Here is a 20,972-nt window from a genome sequence, read left to right as displayed (position 1 = left end):
CAGGGTGTCCACATGTCCTACCGCCGTTTCGCGTTCGCCGTCGCCGGAGCCGCCGCCGTGCTCGCGGTCACCGCCGGATGCGCCAGCGACACCGCACCCACCCCGGCCCCGAGCGGCAGCGACCACGCCCTGCCCGGCTCCACCGGCGCGCCGGCGGCGACCGGGACGGCGGACGTCGACGGTGTGACGGCCGCGCAGGCCGCGAAGCTGTGCTCGGACATGCAGGCGCAGTTGCAGAACTGGCGGACCTACACCCCGACCATCGGCAAGGGCGGCCTGAACACCGTCGTCGGCACCTGGGCCGCGCAGAACGGCATCAACATGATCGACCTGATCGCGCACAAGTCCCGGATCGACGCCATCACCCAGGCGAACTGCCCCGACGTCCGCCAGGGCGCGCTGTACGCGCTCGAGATTCCCGACCTCGCCGCCGGGCTGATCGGGTTCTGACCGTCGTGCGGGTGCCGTACCCGGCCGTCGAGCCGTACCAGTCCGGACTGCTCGACGTCGGTGACGGCCAGCGGATCCACTGGGAGGTCTGCGGCAACCCCGACGGCAAGCCGGTGGTGTTCCTGCACGGCGGGCCCGGCGGCGGCATCCACGAGGAGCACCGCCGGTTCTTCGATCCGGCGGCCTACCGGATCGTGCTGTTCGACCAGCGCGGGTGCGGTCGCTCGACCCCGCACGTCGCGGACGGCGCCGACCTCTCGGTGAACACCACCGGGCACCTGATCCGCGACATCGAGGCGCTGCGTGAGCATCTCGACGTGCCGCGGTGGCAGGTGTTCGGCGGGTCGTGGGGTTCGACGCTGGCGCTCGCGTATGCGCAGACGCACCCGGACCGGGTGACCGAGATGGTGCTGCGCGGGGTGTTCCTGCTGCGCCGCAGCGAGATCGACTGGTACTACAACGGCGGCGCCGGCGCGGTCTACCCCGACCTGTGGGAGGGCTTCCTCGCACCGGTCCCGGAGGCCGAACGCGCCGGTGACCTCGTCGAGGCGTACCACCGCCTGCTGCACTCCCCCGACCCCGAGGTCGCGCTGACCGCGGCGGTCGCGTGGTCGGCCTGGGAGGGTGCGACGAGCGCGCTGCTCCCGAAACCCGAACACGTCGAACAGAACTCGCAGTCCCGGTTCGCGTTGGCGTTCGCCCGGATCGAGAACCACTACTTCCGCAACCGCGGCTTCCTCGACGAGGGCCAACTGCTGCGCGGGGTCGACGCGATCGCCGAGATCCCGGCGGTGATCGTGCAGGGACGCTACGACATGGTGTGCCCGGTCACCAGCGCCTGGGCGCTGCACCGCGCGTGGCCGTCGGCCCGCCTGGTCATCGTCGACGACGCCGGCCACGCGGCCAGCGAGCCCGGCATCACCCACCATCTCGTCGAGGCGACCGACGGCTTCCGCGGCCGCTGACCCCGCCCGCGTCCGTGCGGTCGCCCCTCGGGTGCGGTAGACCTGAGGACATGGGGAACGCACGAAAGCGGGCCGACGCCGAGGCCGTGCTGAACTCGGTCCGCCACCACTACGCGCGCATGTCGACCCTCGCCGACGCGGTGCGACGGGACGAGCCGGACGCCGTACACCAGATGCGGGTGGCAAGCCGGCGGCTGCGCAGCGTCCTCGGCACCTACGACTCGGTGTTCCCACCCGAGATCACCACCCCTGTTCGGTCCGAACTGCGATGGCTCGGCACCGTTCTCGGCCGCGCACGCGACGAGGAGGTCCTCGCCGAACGCTTCCGCACCGCGTTGGACGCCCAACCGCCCGAACTGATCCGCGGGCCCGTGCGGCACCGCCTGGTCGACGCGCACCGGGGCGACTACCGGACCGCGCACACCGAGGCGGTGGCGGTTCTGCACGAGTCGCGCTACCGGGACCTGGTGACCGCACTCGGCGGCCTGTGCGCCGAGCCGCGGCCGTCCGGGCAGGGGTCGGTCGCGAAGTCGCTGCGGAAGGCGTACCGCCGCCTCGACCGGGCCGGCCGCGACGCCGGCCTGCGCGGGTCCACGGCCCCGGGCCGACCGGAACTGGTGCACGCGGTCCGCAAGCGCGCCAAGGCGTTGCGCTACGCGGCGGAGGCCGTCACCGGCAGCCGCCCCAAGGCGGTTCGGGTCGCATCCGCCGCCGAGAACCTGCAGACCGTGCTCGGCGAACACCAGGACGCGACGGTCGCGCAGCAGCACCTGCTCGCCGCGGCCGACCGGGCCCGCGGCGCCGGCGAGGACACCTTCACCTACGGTCTACTCACCGCCGACGAGGCGGCCGGAGCGCGCTCGTCGCGAGCGGAGGCGCGCGACGGGCTGCGGGCGGTCAGGAAGCGGAAGCGGGACCTGTAGCGGGGTAGCCGAAGGCGACGGTCCGCGCCGTGACGTCCGCCCGCTCGAGCCGCACCGTGATCGCCTCGCCCTCCGGCGGCCGGCCGGCGCACTTGGCGATCACCGCGGGCGCGGGTACGAACACCTCGGCATCGCGCTTGCCGTTGGCCCCGCGCAGGACCACCGCCTCGAACCGCTCGCCCTCGCGCCCGGCCAGGAGGGTCGCCTCGGTCAGGTCCACGCAGGCGCGGTCGACCTTGCCCGCCAGCGAGTCCGAGCCCCGCATCACCTCCGGCAGTCCCGGCAGGGCGACGCGAACCCACTGCGGCACTTCGGTTCCCGCGCAGATCGCCAGACACACCTCGGTGCTGAACCGGTCCGACAGTCGGCGCAGCGGAGCGGTGACGTGCGCGTACGGCGCGCCGATCCCGGAATGCTCGACCAGGTCCGGGACCTCGCCGTCGAAGGCGGCGTAGTCGGCTCCGCGCAGCAGCGCGGTCGCCTCGCTCATCACGACCAGCGTGCTCGGACTGCTCGGCGCGAGTCGGGCCAGCATCGCACCGACCGGCATCCCCGTGGGCCAGTCGATGCCCAGGGCTTGCGCGGTCCCGCGCAACGTCGCGATCGCGGACTCGGCCGGTCGCGGCAGCGTCCGGAGCAGGCCGATGCCGGCGTCGATCATCAGCCGCGCCGCGCACATGCCGGTCAGCAGCGAGACCTCCGCGTTCCAGTCGTCGGCCTCGGTGCGCGGATGCAGTTCCAGCCGGAACCCGTCCCCGTCGGATGCCACCTCCTGCTCCGGCAGCTTGAGCTCGATCGCCCCGCGTTCGAGCGCGGAGGCGAGGCGCAGTTTGCCGAACTCGGGCAATGCGGCGATGGACGGGTGCAGGGAACCCGACTCGGAGTCGGCCTGCACGCCCGCGTAGTCGAATCGTGCGACAGAACGGACCAGCGCGCGGGTCACGGTGACCGACACCGGCTCGGCCCGGTCCTCGAGCTCGATGCGCCACAGCGCGGCGGGGCGCGCCTGTCCTGGCAGCAGGCTCGCGGCGCCCTCCGACAGCACGCGCGGGTGCAGCGGCAGGGAACCGTCGGGGAGGTAGAAGGTCTGGCCGCGGCGTCGGGTCTCACGGTCGAGATGTCCGTCGGGCGCGACCACCGCGGCGACGTCGGCGATCGCGTAGTGCAGCACGAAGCCGGTCGCGGTGCGCTCGAGGCGCAGCGCCTGGTCGAGGTCCATCGACGTGGGCGGGTCGATGGTCACCAGCGCGAGGTCGGTCCGGTCGGCCCGCGCGTCGGCGTACCGGTCCACGGCCGCCTCGGCCTCGGCGAGCGCCGCGGCCGGGAAGTCTCCGGCCAGCGCGAAGTCGGACCGGATCGAGCCGAAATCGATTCCGCGAGCGGAGATGCGAGTCATCACAGGTGGAGCCTAGGCGGCAGCGGTCGTCGCCGCCCGTGTCCGGTCAGTTGTTCCAGTCGTCGTCGGCCTTGTCCGCCGCCTTGTTGCGTTCGGCGGCGATCTCGAGTGCGCGGGCGGCGGTGGCCCGGTCCGGATACGGACCCATCCGGTCGACGCCGCGGGCTTCCTTGCCCTGCCGGACGGAGCCGTCGGAGATGCAGTAGAACCAGAGGTGGTCGTCGTCGGTCATGGGTTTCAGTGTGCCCGCCTGCGGGCCGCCCGGCCATTCGAAACGACACGACGAAACCAATTCTGGGACTTCCCTTGAGGACTGCTGACAACCGTGAGACTCTTACCCGGCAGCGAGCCACGGTCAGCCGAATTCGGCCCCGTGGCTATCGCCGTTTCCGGATTCGCTGTCGCATCGACTCTGCACGAAGGAGAACCCCCGCATGGCCCCCATGTCCTACCTTCTTTACGACGCACTGCTGCCGCACCTTGGCGACGAGGCCGCCAAGCACTGGGCGACCGTTCTGGTGATCAATCCGGTCGGTCCCGGGGAGTAAGCGACCCCACGTAGTCGATGCCCCCGTCCGATTCGGACGGGGGCATTTTCGTGTCCGCGACCGTGGCCGAGGTCCGGTTTCACAGTCGACTCACAGCGCGGGGACGCACAATGACCACCATGTCGACGATCAACGGTCTGCCCGCTCACGTACTGCTCGTGCACTTCGTGGTGGTGCTCGCGCCACTCACCGCGACAGCGCTGATTCTGTGCAGTGTGTGGCCGGCCGCGCGCCGGCGACTCGTGTGGCCGACCCTCGTGCTCGCCGCGGTGACGACGGTCCTGACACCGATCACCACCGACGCCGGCGAGTGGCTCGAGCGGCACGTCGACCGGACCCCGGCGGTACACACGCACACCGAACTCGGCGACACGATGATCTACTTCTCGGTCGCCCTGCTCGCGGCCTCGGTGGTGATCGCGGTCGTGCACTACCGCGAGGTGCGGTCGCGTCCGGCGGGGCGGGCGGTGACCGCGGTGATGGTGACGGTCGCCCTGCTGGCCGGCGGCGCGACGATCGCGCAGGTCTACCGCATCGGGGAGTCGGGCGCGCGGGCGGTGTGGGGCGATCAGATCAGCGCCGCGGCGTCGACCGGGAACTCCCGCTGACGCGTCCGCCCCACCCGATGTGCGGGTGGGGCGGACGAGTTGGCATGTAAGCCGGATCCTGTTCCCGGCGCGTGATGCGCCGGGCGGCGACCATCCATCTGGGCACACCGTCGCCGGGTACCTCGAGCGGTCCACCCGCAGGCTCGGGCGAGCAGCCCTCGAACACCTGCGCAGCCGCACCTTCGAAAAGGTGCGGCCTTCGACCTTGCTCCGGGCGGGGTTTACCTAGCCACCCCAGTCACCTGGGATGCTGGTGCGCTCTTACCGCACCGTTTCACCCTCACCGACGCTTGCGCGCCGGCGGTCTGTTTTCTGTGGCACTGTCCCGCGGGTCACCCCGGGTTGCCGTTAGCAACCGCCCTGCTCTGTGGAGTCCGGACTTTCCTCGGCGCGAGGCCTGCGCGCTCGTGCGCACGGTTCCCCTCGCCGCGGCCGCCCAACCAACTCGTCCGCCGGTCCAGACTACTGGGTCACCGCTAGGCTCTGCGCATGGCTCGTTACGTTGCGTTGCTGCGGGGTGTGAACGTCGGTGGCATCAACATCAAGATGGCCGACCTGAAGACCGCGATCAGCGGCCTCGGCTTCACGAACGTCAAGACCGTGCTCGCGTCCGGCAACGTCCTTTTCGACACCGACAGAACCGATCTCGCGAACATCAAGTCCGACATCGAGGCCTGCCTGCGCGAGACGTTCGGCTACGAGGCGTGGATCGTGCTGCTCGACCAGCCGACCCTGACGCGAATCGTCGACGACTTCCCGTTCGAGGCCGACCGGGAGGGCTGGCATCCGTACGTGCTGCTCTCCTCGGACCCGGCCGCCCTCGACGACATCTACGCGAACGCCGCGACGCTCGACCTCGCCCCCGGCGAACGCGTCCAGATGGGTGACGGGGTGCTGTACTGGCACGTCGAACGCGGCCAGACCCTCGACAGCCCGTTCGGCAAGAGCACCGGCAAGGCGAAGTACAAGGCCAGCACCACCAATCGGAACCTGCGCACGCTGCGCAAGCTGATCTGATTTCGGCGACTGCGACACTCGTTCGGTGATCGCCGTGGTGGCCGTCCTGGTGGCGCTGGTGCTCGCCGCCGCCATCGCGCGACCGCACGGACTGCCCGAGGTGGTGGTCGCGGCGCCCGCGGCCGCCGTCGTGCTGGCCATGGGTGCGCTCTCCCCGTCCGAGGCCGTCGACCAACTCAGTTCGCTCGGACCGACGGTCGCCTTCCTCGCGGCCATCCTGGTTCTGGCCCACCTCGCCGACGCATGCGGGGTGTTCCGGTGGACGGCCTCGCTGCTGCGGACGGGCGCGAGGGGCAGTCCGACCCGGCTGCTCACGCTGGTGTTCGCCGCGTGCGCGGTCACCACTGCGGCGCTGAGCCTCGACGCGACCGTAGTGTTGCTCACCCCCGCGGTGCTGGCCACTGCCGTCTCGATGGGGGTGTCCGCACGCCCGGCGAGTTACGCGTCGGCACACCTGGCCAATTCGGCGTCCACCCTGATGCCGGTCTCCAATCTGACCAATCTGCTTGCGTTTTCGGCCACCGGATTGGGCTTCGCACACTTCACCGCATTGATGGCGCTACCGTGGATCGTCGCGATCGGGCTGGAGTTCGCGGCGGCTCGTCTCTTCTTCGCCCGGGAACTGCGTGGTGCGGCCACCACTCCCACGCCGCCGACGACGACGGCGCGGCCGATACCGGCGCCGCGCTGGGCGCTGGCGGTGCTGGCGTCAACCCTGGCGGGCTTCGGGCTGTCCGGGATTCTCGGCGTGGCGCCGGTGTGGTGCGCGGTCGGCGGGGCCGCGCTGCTCGCGGCCCCGGCGCTGAGGGAGGGCCGAACCCGGCCGCGCAGCCTGCTGGCCGCGGCGGATCCGTTCTTCCTGCTGTTCGTGCTGGCGTTGGGAATCGTGGTCGCACCGCTCACCGAGGGCGCGGTCGGCCACTGGCTGTCCGGCCTGCTTCCCACCGACGATTCCCTCGGCGCGCTGCTCGTCGTGGCGGTCGTGGCGGCGGTCGCCGCGAACCTGGTCAACAACCTGCCCGCCACCCTGCTGATGACCGCCGCCCTCACGGGCGGAGCTTCGGGCGACGTACCCGTGGGGCTGTTGCTCGCCATGCTGATCGGGGTGAACATCGGCCCGAACCTCACGTACACCGGATCGCTGGCGACCATGCTGTGGCGGCGGGTCGCGGCCCGCGCCGGCCAGCCCGCAGAGATCGGTACCTTCACCCGGTTGGGCCTGGTCACAGTCCCGTTGACACTGGTCGGCGCGGTCTGCGCGCTGTGGCTGGTGCTGTAGCGGCTTCGCCGACTCAGACGGTCGCGGGCACCCGCTCGGGTTCCTCGGCAACGACCGACTCCGCCACCGCGGTCTCCTCGACACCCTCGTCCGCGAACGGGTCGCCGTTGCGGGGCGCGTTGTAGAGGCCCTCGTCCAGGATTCCCTCCCGCTTGGCGACGATCGTCGGCACCAGCGCCTGGCCGGTGACGTTGACCGCGGTGCGGCCCATGTCGACGATCGGCTCCACCGCGAGCAGCAGGCCGACGCCGGCGAGCGGCAGGCCGAGCGTGGACAGCGTCAGCGTCAGCATCACGGTGGCGCCGGTGGTGCCGGCGGTGGCCGCGGACCCGATCACCGAAACCACCACGATGAGCAGGTAGTCGGTCAGGCTCAGGTCGAGGCCGTAGAACTGGGCGACGAAGATCGCGGCGATGGCCGGGTAGATCGCGGCGCACCCGTCCATCTTGGTGGTCGCGCCGAGCGGCACCGCGAACGACGCGTACTCGCGCGGCACGCCGAGGTTGCGTTCGGTGACCCGCTCGGTCAGCGGCAGGGTGCCGATCGAGGAGCGCGTGACGAAGCCGAGCTGGGTCGCGGGCCACACCCCGGAGTAGAACCGCCGCACCGAAAGCCCGTGCACGCGAATGAGAATCGGGTAGACGACGAAGAAGACCAGCGCCAGGCCGATGTAGATGGCCGCGGTGAACCAGCCCAGCTGACCGATGGCGTCCCAGCCGTAGGTCGCGACGGCCTTGGCGATCAGCGCGGCGGTGCCGATCGGCGCGAGCCGGATGATCCACCACAGCACCTTCTGCACGATCGCGAGCAGTGCGGCGTTGAACTTCAGGAAGGGCTCGGCCTTCTCCCCCACCTTCAGCGCCGCGACGCCGATCGCGATGGCGATGACCAGCAGCTGCAGGACGTTGAAGCTCAGGGCGGTGGTCGCGACGCCGTCGGTGATCGTGGTCTTCGCCCCGAGCGCCAGGAAGTTCTGCGGCACCAGTCCGGTGAGGAACGCCCACCAGGATCCGGTGCTCTTGGGCGCCGCGGCGGTCCCCGCGTCGACGGTGGTGTTCGCGCCGGGATGCACGATCAGGCCGACGACGATACCGATGAGCACGGCGATGAACGCGGTGATCGCGAACCAGAGCAGCGTCTGCACCGCGAGGCGGGCGGCGTTCGCGACCTGACGCAGGTTCGCGATGGAACTGACGATCGCCGTGAACACCAGCGGGATGACGGCGACGGTGAGCAGCGCGACGTAGCTCGAGCCAATGGTGGTGATGGTCCCGACGAGCCAGTTCGGGTTGCCGTCGGCGGCCTTGGGCATGGAGCGGGCGAGCAGTCCGATCAGGACACCGGCGATCAGGCCGACGACGATCTGGGTGCCGAACGAGGTAGCCCAGGCGGGCAGGCGCCGACGGGCGGCAGGGGTGGGGGCCGACATGGATGCGGGCCTTTCGATTCGGGCGCGCAGCACGAGGCACGCTCGACCGAGCGTGGGTGCGCGAGGATGGCTGACGAGGGAACGTCCGGCGAGAAGTGGCCGGGTCAGCGCGTACAGACGGCGCTCGACTGCAGACAGTTGTCGACGTACCGTCGACTGGTCAGCAGCGAGTTCACCCGAGGGATGTTACTCCTGCTAAGGATGCGGGCTAACCCCGCACCTGGTCGACCACCTCGCGCACGGCATTCGAGACCACTCGGGGCTGCTCGACATTGATACCGTGCCCGCTGCCGGTGTCGGTGATGTGTTGGGCGTGGAGTTCGCCGGCGAGGCGGTCCTGGGCCGCCAGCCACGCCGGCCAGGTGGAGCCGCTGTTTCCGACCCGGAGGTCCCACGGCTGGTCGGAGCTGAGCACGGCAGCGGGCAGCGGGTGCGCCATCGCGGGGGCGGCTCGGATCTCGTCGATGCTGGTTTCGTAGTCCGGCACCTCGAGACCCGTCGTCGCGTCCATCGCATCGACCTTGCCCATCCAATCCGACCACTGCGCCGATGTCAGTGTGTCGCGCAGGAACTCCGACGCACCGTCGACGGTGACCAGGCCGGAAACCTGGGGGAAGTCGGCGCGCGCGAACAGGGCCGTGATCATCGCCCCCCACGAGGCCCCGACCAGTACGTACGGCCCGTGTTCGCCGGCTGCGGAGAGCACCTCCCGAAGGTCACTCACGCCCGCCCGCGCCGTGGTGGGCTGTGGCACCGGGGTGGACGGGCTCAGCGTGCCGTCGTCCCGGGTGGTGCCGGGACGGTCGTACGCGCACACCCGGGTGAACGTGGCGACCGTCGGGAGCACCGCCGATTCACTGGGCTTCGGGCCGGCCGCGGGGTCGGCGGGGTCGACGGCGTCGGTCCACTCGTCCGACGCGCCTCCCGTACCGGACACGAGTACCACCGTCGGGGATCCGGTTCCGCGGCACTCCAGAAACATGCCGCGGTCACCGATGGTCACCATTCGTCCGGAGTCGCCGGCGGCGGCGGTTGGCGAAGCCGAACCGTCGGAGCTCACGACTGGACCCGCACACGCGGCGAGCACGATCGACACCGCCGCTGCACCGGCAACCGCCGGCGAACGACGACGCTTCGTCACCCGCCGTGCCAGCGCCCCGCGCGCCTCGAACACGCACCCAGTATTCCAGCCGCCCTACAGGTGCGAGGTGTCGTTGACCAGGCGCACCGAGGAACCGCCGTCGGGATAGAACTCCGCGATCGACAGCGACGCGAGGTCGAGGTGCAGGCGGTACAGCAGCGACGGCCCGACGTCGAGGGCGAGCTGCAGCAGTGTCTTGATCGGCGTGACGTGCGAGACGATCAGCACGTTCTGACCCGGGTAGTCGCGGGTGAGGTCGTCGCGCACGCCCTCGACGCGGCCGCGCACCTCGTCGAAGCTCTCGCCTCCGGGCGGACGCAGCGAGGTGTCGGAGAGCCACCGGCGGTGCAGGTCCGGGTCGTGCGCGGACGCCTCCGCGAAGGTCAGGCCTTCCCACTGCCCGAAGTCGGTCTCCGTCAGGCCCTCGTGCACGCGCACCGGCAGCCCCAGCGCCGCGCCCGCCGCCTCGGCGGTCTGCCGGGCGCGACCCAGCGGCGACGACACCACGGCCGCGATCCCGCCTCGTTCGGCCAGTCGAGCGGCGGCCGAGCGCGCCTGGCCGAGTCCGACCTCGGTCAGCTGCGGGTTGCCGCGACCGGAGTAGCGGCGCTCCACCGACAGCTCGGTCTGGCCGTGCCGTAGCAGGAGCAGTCGGGTGGGTTTGCCCAGCGCGCCGGTCCACCCCGGCGCGGACTTCGACGCCGACGTCGCCGCGGGCGGCGCGGGAGCGGCGGGCGCAGGGACGGCGGTCGCCGGGGCGGTCCGGGCCAGGTCGGCCGGCGCGAGCCCGTCCATCGCCTCGTTCGCCAACCGGTCCGCGTGCGAGTTGTCCGCCCGCGGAATCCAGGTGTAGGTCACCGAGTCGAACCCGGCGGCCAGCTCCCCGGCGCGGCGGGCGAGCGGAATCATGTCGGGGTGCTTGACCTTCCAGCGTCCCGACATCTGCTCGACGACCAGCTTGGAGTCCATCCGGACCGCGACCGACCGGGCGCCGAGCTCGGCGGCGGCGGCCAGTCCGGCGATCAGCCCGCGGTACTCGGCGACGTTGTTGGTCGCGACGCCGATGCTCTCGTTGCGCTCGGCCAGCACCGTCCGATCGGCGGCGTCGAAGACGACGGCGCCGTACCCGGCCGGACCGGGGTTTCCGCGGGAGCCGCCGTCCGCCTCGATGACGACACTCGGGCCGGAACCCGAGGTCACAGACCGGACTCCTTGGTACGCACCATGATTGCGCTGCACTCGGGGCAGCGGACGACCGTCTCCGGCGCGGTCGCGGCGATCCGGGCGATCTCGCCGCGGTCGATCTCGATCCGGCAGGCGCCGCACCGGCGGGCCTGCAGCAGCGCGGCGCCGACCCCACCCTGCGACCGCTGGCGGTCGTACACGGCGAGCAGGTCGTCGGGGAACTCCCCGACCAGGGCGGCCCGGTCGGCCTCGCAGCGCTGCTGGGCGGCGTCGAGGTCGGCGACGGCGTCGTCACGGCGACGGGTGACGTCGACCATCGCGTCGTCGATCTGGCTGAGCTGCCCGCCTGCGTGGTCGTAGTCGGACTGGGTGGCCTCGCGCCGCTCCATCACCTCGAGCAACTCGTCCTCGAGCACGCCCTGCCTGCGCGCCAGGCTGCCGAGTTCGTGCTCGAGCTCGGTGAGGGCCTTGGCCGCCACGGTCCCCGACTCGAGCAGCTTGCGGTCGCGCTCCTCGCGCTTGCGGACGGCGTCGACCTCACCCTCGAGCTTCTTGATGTCGCGGTCGAGATCGTCGAGGACGATCTGCACGGCGACGGCGGCATCCTTGCGACCCACCCGGTCGGACTCGAGCCGCGTGAGCTCCTCCTGCTCGGGCAGCGTGCGGCGTCGGTGCGCGATCCTCGTCAGCTCGGTGTCGACCGCGGCGAGGTCGAGCAGCTTGGCCTGAATCCGGGGTTCGACGTTCACGCGGGCATCGCTCCTGCTGTCTGGCGGGTGGTGAGGGGGCCTCGACACCCTACCGCCCGCCGTCGCGCTCGCAGAACCACCAGCGGTTACGTCCCGTCGAGCGTCCACGGGTCGGTCCGGACCTCCGAGACCGCGGTCGCCCACCCGGGGGTCGCCGCGAACCGCGCGTCGAGCACGCCGCGGGCCTGCGCGCACCACGGGTACTCGCTGGCCCAGTGCGCGACGTCCACCAGCACGGGACCGCCGCCGCGCAGATGCTCATCGGCCGGGTGGTGCCGCAGGTCCGCGGTGACGTACGCGTCGACGCCCGCGGCACGGGCCGCGCCGAGCAGCGAGTCACCGGAGCCGCCGCACACCGCGACCGTGCGCACCGGGGTGTCCGGATCGCCCGCCGCGCGCACGCCCCACACCGTCTCGGGCAGGGCCCCTCGCACCCGAGCGGTGAACTCCCGCAACGACTCCGGCCGCTCGAGTTCACCGATCCGGCCGATGCCCCGCACCGACCCGGTGTCGGCGAGCTCGAACACGTCGAACGCCGGCTCCTCGTACGGATGCGCGGCCCGCAGCGCGGCGAGCACCTGTCGGCGCAGCGACCGGCGGGCCACCACCTCCACGCGGTCCTCGGCGACGCGTTCGAGGCGGCCCGCCTCGCCGAGCGTGGGGTTGGCGGCCGCGGACGGCAGGAACTGCCCGGTCCCCGCGACGGTCCAGCTGCAGTTCCGGTACTCCCCGACCTCGCCCGCACCGGCCGCGAACAGCGCGTCGCGCACGGTCTCGGTGTCGGCGCCGGGGACCATCACCACCCACTTGTCCAGCGGCGCGGACGGCGCCGGGTCCAGCGGCCGCGTGACGGTCAGACCGAGGGCCCGTGCGAGCGCGTCGGAGACGCCCGGGTCGGCCGAGTCGGCGTTGGTGTGCGCGGTGTACAGCGCGCACCCGGAGCGGATCAGCCGGTGCAGCAGCGCCCCCTTGGGGGTGTGGGCGCCGACCGTGTCCACCCCGCGCAGCAGCAACGGGTGGTGCACCACCAGCAACTGTGCGCCCCAGCCGAGTGCCTCGTCCACGACGGCGGCGGTGGCGTCGACGGCGAACATCACCCGGGTGACCGCGTCGGCGGGATCCCCGCAGACCAGGCCGACCGAGTCCCAGCTCTCCGCGAGGGCGGGCGGGTAGGCCGCCTCCAGAGCCGAGATCACCTCGGACAGGACAACACTCATGCCAACACCTCCGTCAGGGCCGCGACGAGTCGTCGGGCCGGTTCCGCCGCGCGCACCGCGACCCGCACGTGGTCGGGCCCGAGCCCGGGGAAGGTGTCCCCGCGCCGGACCGCGATCCCCTTCTCCCGCAGCTTCTTCCGGACGAGCTCGCCGTCGGGCACCCGCAGCAGCAGGAAAGGAGCGTGCGCCGGACCGGACACCGAAACGCCCGCAGCGGCAAGCATCTCGACCATCGCGGCCCGCTCGGACTCGATCAGCCGCGCCTCGCGCTGGGCCCACTCCACGGCCGCGGGCTCGCAGCAGGCCCGGATCGCCTCCACCTGCAGGCTGCCCAGCGGCCAGTGCGCCCGCCCGACCTGCAACCGCGCCAACAGTTCCGGCGGCCCGAGCACGTACCCGCACCGCAGGCCCGCGAGGGCGAAGGTCTTGGTCAGGCTCCGCAGCACCAGCACGTCGGGCAGCGACATCCCCGCCAGCGACTCGGGCTCTCCCGGCACCGCGTCGGCGAAGGCCTCGTCCACCACCAGGATCCGGCCGGGCCGGCGCAACGCCAGCACGTCGGCGGCCGGATGCTGCACGGAGGTCGGGTTGGTGGGGTTGCCGAGCACCACCAGGTCGGCGGACTCGGGCACCGCGGCCGGGTCGAGCCGGTAGGGCGCGCCCTGGACCACCCGCACCACCGGCACACCCGCCTCGCGCAGCGCCCACTCGGGTTCGGTGAACGAGGGGTGCAGCAGCGCCGCCGCGGTGGACCCCAGGCGCGGCAGCATCGCGAACCCCTCGGCGCCGCCGGAGAGCAGCAGCACCTCCTCCCGCCGACGGCCGTGCCGCGCCGCGACCTGGTCGCGGGCGGCGTCCTGGTCGGCGACCGACGGATAGCGGCCCAATGTCGCGATGCCCGCGAGCAGTCGCTCGGCGAGCCAGTCCGGCGGGCCGTCCCCGCGCACGTTCACCGCGAAGTCGAGCAGTCCGGGCTCGGCGTCGATGTCGCCGTGATGTCGCAAGTCCGTCCGCTCGTCCACGGGGGCAGTTTATGGCGCGCGGATGCGCCCGCGCGCCAACGGGCAGGATGGAGGGGTGACCACCAGCACCGCCACCAGGGTGACCCTGTTCGACCTCGACGGGACGCTCACCGACTCCGCCCCCGGCATCGTCGCCGGTTTCCGGCACGCCCTCGCCACGGTCGGCGTCGCCGTGCCCGAGGGCGACCTGCAGGGCCGGGTCGTCGGGCCGCCGATGATCGACACGCTGCGGTCGCTCGGACTCGACGAGGCGGCCGCGCAGACGGCCCTGGGCGCCTACTTCGACCGCTACGACGACATCGGCTGGGCCGAGAACGCCGTCTTCGACGGGATCGAGGAGATGCTGACCGGACTCGCCGACGGCGGCGCCCGCCTGGCCGTCGCGACCTCCAAGTCGGAGCGCTTCGCGCACCGCATCCTCGAGCACTTCTCGCTGGCGCAGCACTTCGAGGTGATCGCCGGGGCCAGCGACGGCGGCACCGGCCGACGGGCCAAGGTCGACGTCATCGAGCACGCCCTGCGCGGGCTCGGCATCGAGCCGACGGCCGGCGGCACCGCGGGCGTGGTGATGGTCGGCGACCGCGAGCACGACGTGCACGGCGCCGCGCACTGGGGCATCCCGACGGTGTTCGTCGACTGGGGCTACGGCACCGACCGCGAGGCCGCCGACGCGCGCTGGCGCGTCGAGACCGTCGACCAGCTCGGGCGGGTGCTCGATGAGCACTGAGCGCGTGGACTCCGCGCCGCTGCATATCACCTTCGTGTGCACCGGCAACATCTGCCGCTCCCCGATGGCGGAGAAGATCCTGCTCGGCCGCCTGCGCGCGGCGGGCCTGGACGCGCTGGTCCGGGTCAGCAGCGCGGGCACCGGCGACTGGCACGTCGGGCACGAGGCGGACGAGCGCACCAACGAGGTGCTGCGCGCCCACGGCTACCCGACCGGGCATCGGGCCGCGCAGGTCGGCCGCGACCACCTGGGCGCGGACCTGGTGGTCGCGCTGGACACCGGGCACGACCGCGCCCTCGCCCACCTGGGGGTGCCCATCGAACGGCGACGCCTGCTGCGCAGCTTCGACCCGGACGCGGACGGCGACTCGGTGCCCGACCCGTACTACGGCGGCACCGACGACTTCGAGCTGGTCCGCGAGCAGATCGAGGCCGCGGTCCCCGGCCTGCTCAAGTGGGTGCGCGAGCACCGGTAGCCCGGGCCGGCCGGCGCGGCAAGTACCGTGGATGCGTGCGAAGGCTGAAGTTTCTGCTGCGTCCGGGCTGGTTGGTGTTGGCCGTCGTGGTCGCCGCGTTCGCCTTCATGTGCTTCTGGTTCCTCGCCCCGTGGCAGCTCGGCAAGAACACCAGCACCTCCGAGCGCAACCAGCTGATCGCGGACTCCGTCTCCGCGGCCCCCGTGCCGGTCGAGTCGATCCTGCCGACGTCGGGCCCGCTCGCGACCCACGACGAGTGGCGTCAGGTCAGCGCGACCGGCAGCTACCTGCCCGGCAAGGACGTGCTGATCCGGCTGCGCACCATCGAGGACGCGCCCGCCTTCGAGGTGATCACCCCGTTGCAGCTGACGGACGGCCGGATCGTGCTGGTCAACCGGGGGTACGTGCGCCCGGTCGAGGGCGGCCGGCCCCCGGAGTTCGCGCCCGCACCGACCGGCACGGTCACGATCGCCGCCCGCTCGCGGATGCCCGAGGGCACCGTCGCCGGCAAGGATCCGATCCAGGAGAACGGGTACCCGCAGGTCTACTTCATCAACCCCGCGCAGATCGGCGGGGCGGTCGGGGTCGCGCCCGTCGACGTCTACCTGCAGCTCGCGGGCGACCAGCCCGGTTCGCTGGGCGCGATCCCGCTGCCGCAACTCGACGCGGGTCCGTACCTGTCGTACGGGCTGCAGTGGCTGGCGTTCGGCATCATGGCGCCGCTCGGTCTCGCCTACTTCGTGCGCGCCGAGATCCGGGAGCGCCGCCGCGACCGAACCGACACCGCCGCGACGCCCCCGGTGGCCACCGAGGCCGCCGCCCCCGAGGCGGTCCCGGCGACCGACGAGGACGACGTCGTGCTGCCGACGCGACGGCGCCGGTCAGCGTCCGCCGAGCCGACGACCATGACGGCGACGGAAGCCAAGCTCGCCGACCGCTACGGCAAGCGCCGCTGACCCGACCGCGGCACCGACCTGGACGGCGGACGAGAGCCGCACCGCCCGCCGCAGGTCCGCGACCGCGGGGGCGGGTCCGTCGCCGAGGGTGGGCCGCTGCTCGACGCCGTGCGGGTACTCGGTGCGCCCGCCGAGCGTCACGCCCAGCGCTCCCGCCATCGACGCCTCGGCGACACCGGCGTTGGGGCTCGGATGGTTGCCTGCGTCGCGTCGCCACGCCCGCAGCGCCGCGCGGGGTGAGCCCCCGACCACCGGCGCGACGGCCACGGCGAGCAGCCCGGTCGCCCGGGCCGGCACCAGGTTCACCACGTCGTCGATCCGCGCCGCGGCCCAACCGAACCGCAGGTACCGCTCCGAGCGGTAGCCGATCATCGCGTCGAGGGTGTTGATCGCGCGGTAGCCGAGCACGCCGGGGGCCCCGGCCACGGCCGCCCACCACAGCGGCCCCACGGTCGCGTCCGAGGTGTTCTCCGCGACGGATTCGACCGTGGCCCTGGCTATTCCGGCGTCGTCGAGGGAGTTCGGGTCGCGACCGCAAAGGGACGGCACCAGCGTCCGCGCGCCGTCGAGGTCGTCGCGTTCGAGCCTGGTGGCCATGTCGGCGCCGACCCGGCTCAGCGAGGTCCCGCCGAGCGCCGTCCACGTCGCCGCCGCGACGATCGCGCACTCCCCCACCCAGCCCAGGCGGCCCGCGGCGCGGCCGGCGAGGGCCGTCCCGCCGGTGACCGCGGCGACCAGCAGCCCCGTGTGCACGACTCCCGCCGCCCGGCCGTCGCGGTAGCTGCGGCGTTCGAGCGCCGCGGCGGCGCGGCCGAAGCCGGCCACCGGGTGCAGTCGCGCGGGATCGGCGAAGGCCCGGTCCGCGGCGAAGCCGATCAGGATTCCGGTCGCTCGAGCCGACCCGCGCAAGTTCACGCCGGTATGTCTACCAATCGACGGCGCCGGACCCGGTGCGTGGGTCATACCCGGGTATGACCGCGCACCGGCGACAATCCGGCGACGGGCCGACGACATCGCGACGGCGCGGCACGAGAGTGGACGCATGACCTCCCCTTCCCCGCATCCCCGCCCGCAGTTCCCGGTGTTGTCCGCGCACGCCGTCGGCAAGTCCTACGGCACGACCGCGGTGCTGCACGGGGTCACCGCGGAGTTCCACGCCGGCACCGCGACCGCGATCATGGGACCGTCCGGGTCGGGAAAGTCCACGCTGCTGCACTGCCTGTCGGGGATCGTGACACCGGACGCGGGCGCGGTCCTGGTCGGCGGGCACCACATCGAGAACCTCGGCGAGAACGAGCGCAGCCGGCTGCGCCGCGAGTCCTTCGGGTTCGTGTTCCAGTCCGGTCAGCTGCTACCGGAACTGCCCGCGATCGAGAACGTGGCGCTCCCGCTGATCCTGGGCGGCGCGAGAATCCGCGACGCGAGGCGCGACGCGGACACCCTGTTCGCACCGCTCGGCCTCGACGGCCTCCAGGACCGGCGACCCGGCCAGATGTCGGGCGGGCAGGCCCAACGGGTCGCGATCGCCCGCGCCCTGGTGACCCGGCCCGCGGTGCTGTTCGCGGACGAGCCGACCGGCGCCCTCGACGCGAGCACCAGTTGGGAGGTGATGCGCCTGCTGCGCGAGTCCGCGCGGCAGATCGGGTCCGCGCTGGTGATCGTCACGCACGACGTCGAGGTGTCCCGCTGGTGCGACCGCACCCTCACGATGCAGGCCGGTGCCCTGGTCGCGCGGGAGGTGGCGGCGTGAGCGCGACCGCCCGCGTCGCCGTGCTCACCATCCGCGGCGAGGGCCGCAGGACCCTGAGCACCTATGCGCTGCCCGTCGTCGCGTTCGCCGCGTCGACCGCCCTGCTGCTCACGGTGCTCGGCGGCTACGGCGCGTTCGCCGCTCGCACCGGCGAACCCGAGGCGCAGACGTATCGCACCCTCGCCGCCGTCGCCTCGGTCCTGATGGTCGTCCCGGCCGTCACGCTCGGGCTCGCCGCGGCCCGGCTGGGCGCGCGCCGCCGCGACGAACGACTGGCCGCGCTGCGGCTGCTCGGGTGCACCCCGCGGCAGGTCGTCGCGCTGTGCGCGACCGAATCGGGTCTGCAGGGCCTGGCCGGCGCGTTGATCGGCGGTCTCGGCTATCTCGTCGCCCTGCCGCTGGTCGCCCAGCTCCGGTTCCAGGGGCGGGCCTTCGCGGTGGGCGAGCTGTGGGTGGGGGCGCTCCCCCTGCTCGGCATCGTCGTCGGCATGACCGCCCTGGCCGCGCTGACCTCGATGCTCGGGATGCGTCAGGTCTTCGTCGGCCCGCTCGGCGTGACAACAGGCAGCCCACGGCCCGCACCGAAATGGGCGGTCGCCGCGGTGGGGCTCGCGCTGGTCGTCGGCTGGGCCGCCGTCGGCGGCGCCGCGACCGGTGTCGCCGCCATCCTGGTCGGACTCGCGATGTGCTTCGGCGTCGTGGCACTGATCGGGCCGTTCGTCGTCTCGATGCTCGGTCGGGTGATGCTCGCCCGCGCATCCGACGCCGCCTCGCTGATCGCGGCCCGCCGCGTGCTCGACAATCCGAAGGCCGTATGGCGCAACGTCGGTGGCGTCGCGATGGCGAGCTTCGTGGCGGCCGCGACGTCCCTGCTCGCGGCCATCGGAGATGCCGGCCCGAATGCGGACCCCGGGCAGGAGCAGCTGCTCGTCGACATGCGGACGGGCGTGCTGTTCACGCTCGGCGCGACATTCGTCCTCGCCGCCATCTCCTCGGCGCTCACCCAGGTCTCCGCCGTCCTCGACAACCGCGCGCTCTACCGCAGCCTCGCGCTGTCCGGCACCCCGATGAACGTGATGAACGCGGCCCGTCTCCGCGAGGCGCGGACTCCGGTGCTGGCCATGTCGCTCGCCGGCGCGGGCGGCGCGCTGCTGTTCCTGTTCCCGCTGGTCGGCGCCGCGATCGTGACCAGCCCCGCCGCCATGATCCGGCTCGCTCTCACGCTCGCGGTCGGGATCTCGCTCGTGCTGGTGAGCGTGCGGGCGGCCCGGCCGGTGCTTCGGCGCACCCTCGCGGGTTGAGGGCCGCCTTCCGCCAGGAGCGAAACCTCCTGGTCGACAACGACTCCTCACCCCGGAAGCCGGGCAGGGGCGGATCGGTGCAGGTAGCCTGCGGTCATGGTTGTCGTGGTCGCCGACGGGCGTTTCCGCCGACAGGGCGGAGCCCCAGTCACCCGAGCGAGTTCGTCTGCGCCCGACGCACGGGACGAGCCGCACCGACTCTGGCGGGAAGTGATCGGCGAGCAGATCCGGCAGCTGCGCACCGACCGCACCGAACGCCTGGCGGACGTCGCCGAGCGGGCCGGGGTGTCACCACAGTATTTGTCGGAGGTCGAACGCGGCGTGAAGGACCCGTCGTCGGAGGTGCTCGCCGCCGTCGCCGGCGCTCTGGGGACGAGCGTCGAGGGGCTTGCTCGCCGGGCCTACCGTCTCGCCCCGGTACGGCAGCTGAGCACCGCGCCGAGCCTCGCGGTTGGACGCCGCGCACCGTCCGGACCTGTCTGCCTGGCCGCCTGAGACACTCCAGATCGGGCCGCGTGGAACGGATTTCGCGGTCCGGTCAGAGTGCCGAGCGGTTCGCGACCACGGTGTCGACGATGCCGTACTCGATCGCCGCGTCGGGCGTGAGGACCAGCTGCCGCTCGATGTCGCGGCGCACCCGATCGGCGTCGCGGCCGGTACGGTCGGCCAGGATCCGTTCCTGCAGCCTGCGCACGCGTTCGATCTCCTCGGCCTCGATCACGAGATCCGGGATGGCCGCGCGACCGCCCTCGGTCATCGGCGGATGCAGCACGACCCGCCCGTGTTGCAGGATCGCCCGTCGCCCCGGGGCCCCGCCGGCCAGCAGCAGCGCCGCGCTGCCGACCGCCTCGCCCACGCAGGTGGTCTCGATCGGGGCGCGCACGAACTGCATCGCGTCGTACACGGCCAGGACCGACGAGATCTCCCCGCCGGGCGAGTTGATGTACAGCGAGATCTGGCGGTCCGGGCCGTCGCTCTCCAGGTGGAGCAGCTGCGCGATGATCGCGTTCGCGACGCCCTGGTCGACGGCGGTGCCCAGGTAGACGATCCGCTCGGCCAGCAGCCGACTGTAGACGTCGACGGTGCGCTCGCCGCTCGAGGTCGACAGCGTGACGTAGGGGATCGTGTAGGTGCTCACTTCGCCACCCCCAGACCGAAGGCCCTCGGGAGCCGACGCGGGATCATGTCGTCGAGCGACGTGACGATCCGGTCGACGAATCCGTAGTCGAGGGCGTCGTCCGCGGTGAACCAACGGTCGCGCACCGAGTCCTCCGTGACCTGCTCGACCGTTCGCCCGGTGTCCTCGGCGATGCAGGCGAGGACGGTGTCACGGGTGTGGCGGATGTCGTCGGCCTGGATCGCCACGTCCGGGGCCGAGCCACCCACGCCGCCGGAGCCCTGATGCAGCAGCACCTTTGCGTGTGGGAGAGACACCCGCTTGCCGCGGGTGCCGGCCGAGAGCAGGAATTGTCCCGCGCTGTAGGCCATTCCCAGGTTCACGGTCGTGACGTCGTTCGGCACGGCACGCATGCAGTCGCGGATGGCGAGCATGCCGGGCACCGAGCCACCCGGAGAGTTGATCACCAGTGCGATGTCCGACTCCGGGTCCTCGGCGGCCAGGACGAGCAGGGCGGTGCAGATGCGGTTGGTGTTGGCCTGTTCGAGCGCGTCACCCAGCAGGATGATCCGTTGCGCGAACAGTCGCTGGTTCAGATCGCGGTCCAGCACCGCGGTGGGATCGATCGTGTTCTGGGACATGACCTCACCTTCCGGCGCAAGGACTCGGTCGGGCAATGCCGCGCTGCTGTGAGCAGTTCCGCCGACAGCGAACACG

At 72.4% G+C, this 20,972-nt stretch carries 23 protein-coding genes and 1 other RNA gene; 12 read left to right on the top strand and 12 right to left on the bottom strand.

What is annotated here, in order from left to right; translation table 11 throughout:
- The first annotated feature begins 12 nt into the window (after positions 1–12).
- Genes ACFVH2_RS13445 through ACFVH2_RS13435 form a run of 3 tightly spaced genes read left to right on the top strand, consistent with a single transcriptional unit; the run spans position 13 to position 2,338 of the window.
- The gene (locus tag ACFVH2_RS13445; protein ID WP_378424328.1) at positions 13–450 is read left to right on the top strand and encodes a hypothetical protein; all 438 of its coding nucleotides are present in this window, start codon (positions 13–15) and stop codon (positions 448–450) included.
- A 5-nt stretch (positions 451–455) separates the two neighbouring features.
- Positions 456–1,415: a prolyl aminopeptidase gene (gene pip, locus ACFVH2_RS13440; RefSeq protein WP_378424326.1), complete on the top strand. Its 960-nt coding sequence runs from the start codon at positions 456–458 to the stop codon at positions 1,413–1,415.
- A 50-nt stretch (positions 1,416–1,465) separates the two neighbouring features.
- A complete protein-coding gene (locus ACFVH2_RS13435) occupies positions 1,466–2,338 on the top strand; it encodes a CHAD domain-containing protein (RefSeq protein WP_378424324.1) in 873 nt (290 codons plus the stop codon).
- Here ACFVH2_RS13435 and ACFVH2_RS13430 read toward each other — a convergent pair.
- On the bottom strand, positions 2,313–3,734 hold the full coding sequence (locus ACFVH2_RS13430; RefSeq protein WP_378424401.1) for an RNB domain-containing ribonuclease: 1,422 nt from the start codon (positions 3,732–3,734) through the stop codon (positions 2,313–2,315). The two genes, ACFVH2_RS13435 and ACFVH2_RS13430, sit on opposite strands and share 26 nt — an antisense overlap.
- Before the next feature lie 46 nt (positions 3,735–3,780).
- A complete protein-coding gene (locus ACFVH2_RS13425; RefSeq protein WP_378424322.1) occupies positions 3,781–3,966 on the bottom strand; it encodes a hypothetical protein in 186 nt (61 codons plus the stop codon).
- A gap of 435 nt (positions 3,967–4,401) precedes the next feature.
- On the opposite strand from ACFVH2_RS13425, the gene ACFVH2_RS13420 reads away from it, so the two are divergent.
- A complete protein-coding gene (locus ACFVH2_RS13420; RefSeq protein ID WP_378424320.1) occupies positions 4,402–4,890 on the top strand; it encodes a DUF2231 domain-containing protein in 489 nt (162 codons plus the stop codon).
- A gap of 31 nt (positions 4,891–4,921) precedes the next feature.
- Here the strand turns inward: ACFVH2_RS13420 and rnpB are convergent.
- Positions 4,922–5,338: RNase P RNA component class A (gene rnpB / locus ACFVH2_RS13415), an RNA gene on the bottom strand.
- A 41-nt stretch (positions 5,339–5,379) separates the two neighbouring features.
- Between rnpB and ACFVH2_RS13410 the strand changes: the two genes are divergently transcribed.
- Together ACFVH2_RS13410 and ACFVH2_RS13405 are read left to right on the top strand one after the other, a co-directional pair.
- A complete protein-coding gene (locus ACFVH2_RS13410) occupies positions 5,380–5,907 on the top strand; it encodes a DUF1697 domain-containing protein (RefSeq protein ID WP_378424318.1) in 528 nt (175 codons plus the stop codon).
- A 28-nt stretch (positions 5,908–5,935) separates the two neighbouring features.
- On the top strand, positions 5,936–7,186 hold the full coding sequence (locus tag ACFVH2_RS13405; protein ID WP_378424399.1) for an SLC13 family permease: 1,251 nt from the start codon (positions 5,936–5,938) through the stop codon (positions 7,184–7,186).
- Between the two features lie 13 nt (positions 7,187–7,199).
- Here the strand turns inward: ACFVH2_RS13405 and ACFVH2_RS13400 are convergent, their stop codons facing one another.
- From ACFVH2_RS13400 to cobC, 6 genes are all read right to left on the bottom strand, one after another.
- On the bottom strand, positions 7,200–8,615 hold the full coding sequence (locus ACFVH2_RS13400; protein WP_378424316.1) for a dicarboxylate/amino acid:cation symporter: 1,416 nt from the start codon (positions 8,613–8,615) through the stop codon (positions 7,200–7,202).
- Positions 8,616–8,823: 208 nt separating this feature from the next.
- Positions 8,824–9,597 (bottom strand): alpha/beta fold hydrolase, encoded by a 774-nt coding sequence (locus ACFVH2_RS13395; RefSeq protein WP_378424397.1) that lies wholly within the window; start codon positions 9,595–9,597, stop codon positions 8,824–8,826.
- A gap of 213 nt (positions 9,598–9,810) precedes the next feature.
- Positions 9,811–10,956: a bifunctional RNase H/acid phosphatase gene (locus ACFVH2_RS13390; protein WP_378424314.1), complete on the bottom strand. Its 1,146-nt coding sequence runs from the start codon at positions 10,954–10,956 to the stop codon at positions 9,811–9,813.
- Positions 10,953–11,690 (bottom strand): zinc ribbon domain-containing protein, encoded by a 738-nt coding sequence (locus ACFVH2_RS13385; protein WP_378424312.1) that lies wholly within the window; start codon positions 11,688–11,690, stop codon positions 10,953–10,955. Before ACFVH2_RS13385 ends, ACFVH2_RS13390 begins: the two co-directional genes overlap by 4 nt.
- A gap of 86 nt (positions 11,691–11,776) precedes the next feature.
- Positions 11,777–12,907 carry a Nif3-like dinuclear metal center hexameric protein gene (locus tag ACFVH2_RS13380; RefSeq protein ID WP_378424310.1) on the bottom strand — a complete coding sequence of 377 codons (1,131 nt, stop codon included), beginning with the start codon at positions 12,905–12,907 and terminating at the stop codon, positions 11,777–11,779.
- Positions 12,904–13,929, bottom strand: a complete 1,026-nt coding sequence (gene cobC / locus ACFVH2_RS13375; RefSeq protein ID WP_378424307.1) for an Rv2231c family pyridoxal phosphate-dependent protein CobC — start codon at positions 13,927–13,929, stop codon at positions 12,904–12,906. Before cobC ends, ACFVH2_RS13380 begins: the two co-directional genes overlap by 4 nt.
- 22 nt (positions 13,930–13,951) lie before the next feature.
- On the opposite strand from cobC, the gene ACFVH2_RS13370 reads away from it, so the two are divergent.
- From ACFVH2_RS13370 to ACFVH2_RS13360, 3 genes are read left to right on the top strand one after another with little or no spacing between them, the layout of a single operon-like run.
- Entirely contained in the window at positions 13,952–14,656 is a 705-nt protein-coding gene (locus tag ACFVH2_RS13370; protein WP_378424305.1) for an HAD hydrolase-like protein, read from the top strand.
- Positions 14,646–15,131, top strand: coding sequence for a low molecular weight protein-tyrosine-phosphatase (locus ACFVH2_RS13365; protein WP_378424303.1), 486 nt, complete (start codon positions 14,646–14,648; stop codon positions 15,129–15,131). Before ACFVH2_RS13370 ends, ACFVH2_RS13365 begins: the two co-directional genes overlap by 11 nt.
- A gap of 35 nt (positions 15,132–15,166) precedes the next feature.
- Entirely contained in the window at positions 15,167–16,087 is a 921-nt protein-coding gene (locus ACFVH2_RS13360) for an SURF1 family protein (protein ID WP_378424301.1), read from the top strand.
- Here ACFVH2_RS13360 and ACFVH2_RS13355 read toward each other — a convergent pair.
- Positions 16,013–17,002: a cobalamin biosynthesis protein gene (locus ACFVH2_RS13355; RefSeq protein ID WP_378424299.1), complete on the bottom strand. Its 990-nt coding sequence runs from the start codon at positions 17,000–17,002 to the stop codon at positions 16,013–16,015. The genes ACFVH2_RS13360 and ACFVH2_RS13355 overlap by 75 nt on opposite strands.
- A gap of 127 nt (positions 17,003–17,129) precedes the next feature.
- Here ACFVH2_RS13355 and ACFVH2_RS13350 point away from each other — a divergent pair, with 127 nt between their 5' ends.
- From ACFVH2_RS13350 to ACFVH2_RS13340, 3 genes are all read left to right on the top strand, one after another.
- On the top strand, positions 17,130–17,837 hold the full coding sequence (locus ACFVH2_RS13350) for an ABC transporter ATP-binding protein (protein ID WP_378424297.1): 708 nt from the start codon (positions 17,130–17,132) through the stop codon (positions 17,835–17,837).
- Entirely contained in the window at positions 17,834–19,138 is a 1,305-nt protein-coding gene (locus ACFVH2_RS13345; protein WP_378424295.1) for an FtsX-like permease family protein, read from the top strand. The genes ACFVH2_RS13350 and ACFVH2_RS13345 overlap by 4 nt, the downstream gene beginning before the upstream one ends.
- A gap of 96 nt (positions 19,139–19,234) precedes the next feature.
- The gene (locus ACFVH2_RS13340) at positions 19,235–19,633 is read left to right on the top strand and encodes a helix-turn-helix domain-containing protein (RefSeq protein WP_378424293.1); all 399 of its coding nucleotides are present in this window, start codon (positions 19,235–19,237) and stop codon (positions 19,631–19,633) included.
- A gap of 43 nt (positions 19,634–19,676) precedes the next feature.
- Here the strand turns inward: ACFVH2_RS13340 and ACFVH2_RS13335 are convergent, their stop codons facing one another.
- Both ACFVH2_RS13335 and ACFVH2_RS13330 read right to left on the bottom strand, forming a co-directional pair.
- On the bottom strand, positions 19,677–20,276 hold the full coding sequence (locus ACFVH2_RS13335; RefSeq protein WP_378424291.1) for a ClpP family protease: 600 nt from the start codon (positions 20,274–20,276) through the stop codon (positions 19,677–19,679).
- Positions 20,273–20,896 (bottom strand): ClpP family protease, encoded by a 624-nt coding sequence (locus ACFVH2_RS13330; protein ID WP_378424289.1) that lies wholly within the window; start codon positions 20,894–20,896, stop codon positions 20,273–20,275. The genes ACFVH2_RS13335 and ACFVH2_RS13330 overlap by 4 nt, the downstream gene beginning before the upstream one ends.
- Positions 20,897–20,972 lie beyond the last annotated feature (76 nt).

The sequence above is a fragment of the Rhodococcus sp. NPDC127527 genome (assembly GCF_042672245.1).
Taxonomy (GTDB): Bacteria; Actinomycetota; Actinomycetes; order Mycobacteriales; family Mycobacteriaceae; genus Rhodococcus_G.
Note: the sequence above shows the minus strand (reverse complement) of the source record. Positions and strands in the feature narration are given on the sequence as shown.

Excerpts from the sequence above, each read along its gene's own strand:
- ACFVH2_RS13435 (WP_378424324.1), top strand. The coding sequence starts at position 1,466 with ATGGGGAACGCACGAAAGCGGGCCGACGCCGAGGCCGTGCTGAACTCG.
- ACFVH2_RS13380 (WP_378424310.1), bottom strand. The coding sequence starts at position 12,907 with ATGAGTGTTGTCCTGTCCGAGGTGATCTCGGCTCTGGAGGCGGCCTAC.
- ACFVH2_RS13410 (WP_378424318.1), top strand. The coding sequence starts at position 5,380 with ATGGCTCGTTACGTTGCGTTGCTGCGGGGTGTGAACGTCGGTGGCATC.
- ACFVH2_RS13370 (WP_378424305.1), top strand. The coding sequence starts at position 13,952 with ATGCGCCCGCGCGCCAACGGGCAGGATGGAGGGGTGACCACCAGCACC.
- ACFVH2_RS13330 (WP_378424289.1), bottom strand. The coding sequence starts at position 20,896 with ATGTCCCAGAACACGATCGATCCCACCGCGGTGCTGGACCGCGATCTG.
- ACFVH2_RS13365 (WP_378424303.1), top strand. The coding sequence starts at position 14,646 with ATGAGCACTGAGCGCGTGGACTCCGCGCCGCTGCATATCACCTTCGTG.
- ACFVH2_RS13395 (WP_378424397.1), bottom strand. The coding sequence starts at position 9,597 with ATGTTTCTGGAGTGCCGCGGAACCGGATCCCCGACGGTGGTACTCGTG.
- ACFVH2_RS13420 (WP_378424320.1), top strand. The coding sequence starts at position 4,402 with ATGTCGACGATCAACGGTCTGCCCGCTCACGTACTGCTCGTGCACTTC.
- ACFVH2_RS13340 (WP_378424293.1), top strand. The coding sequence starts at position 19,235 with ATGGTTGTCGTGGTCGCCGACGGGCGTTTCCGCCGACAGGGCGGAGCC.
- ACFVH2_RS13350 (WP_378424297.1), top strand. The coding sequence starts at position 17,130 with ATGACCTCCCCTTCCCCGCATCCCCGCCCGCAGTTCCCGGTGTTGTCC.
- ACFVH2_RS13400 (WP_378424316.1), bottom strand. The coding sequence starts at position 8,615 with ATGTCGGCCCCCACCCCTGCCGCCCGTCGGCGCCTGCCCGCCTGGGCT.
- ACFVH2_RS13425 (WP_378424322.1), bottom strand. The coding sequence starts at position 3,966 with ATGACCGACGACGACCACCTCTGGTTCTACTGCATCTCCGACGGCTCC.
- ACFVH2_RS13445 (WP_378424328.1), top strand. The coding sequence starts at position 13 with ATGTCCTACCGCCGTTTCGCGTTCGCCGTCGCCGGAGCCGCCGCCGTG.
- ACFVH2_RS13430 (WP_378424401.1), bottom strand. The coding sequence starts at position 3,734 with ATGACTCGCATCTCCGCTCGCGGAATCGATTTCGGCTCGATCCGGTCC.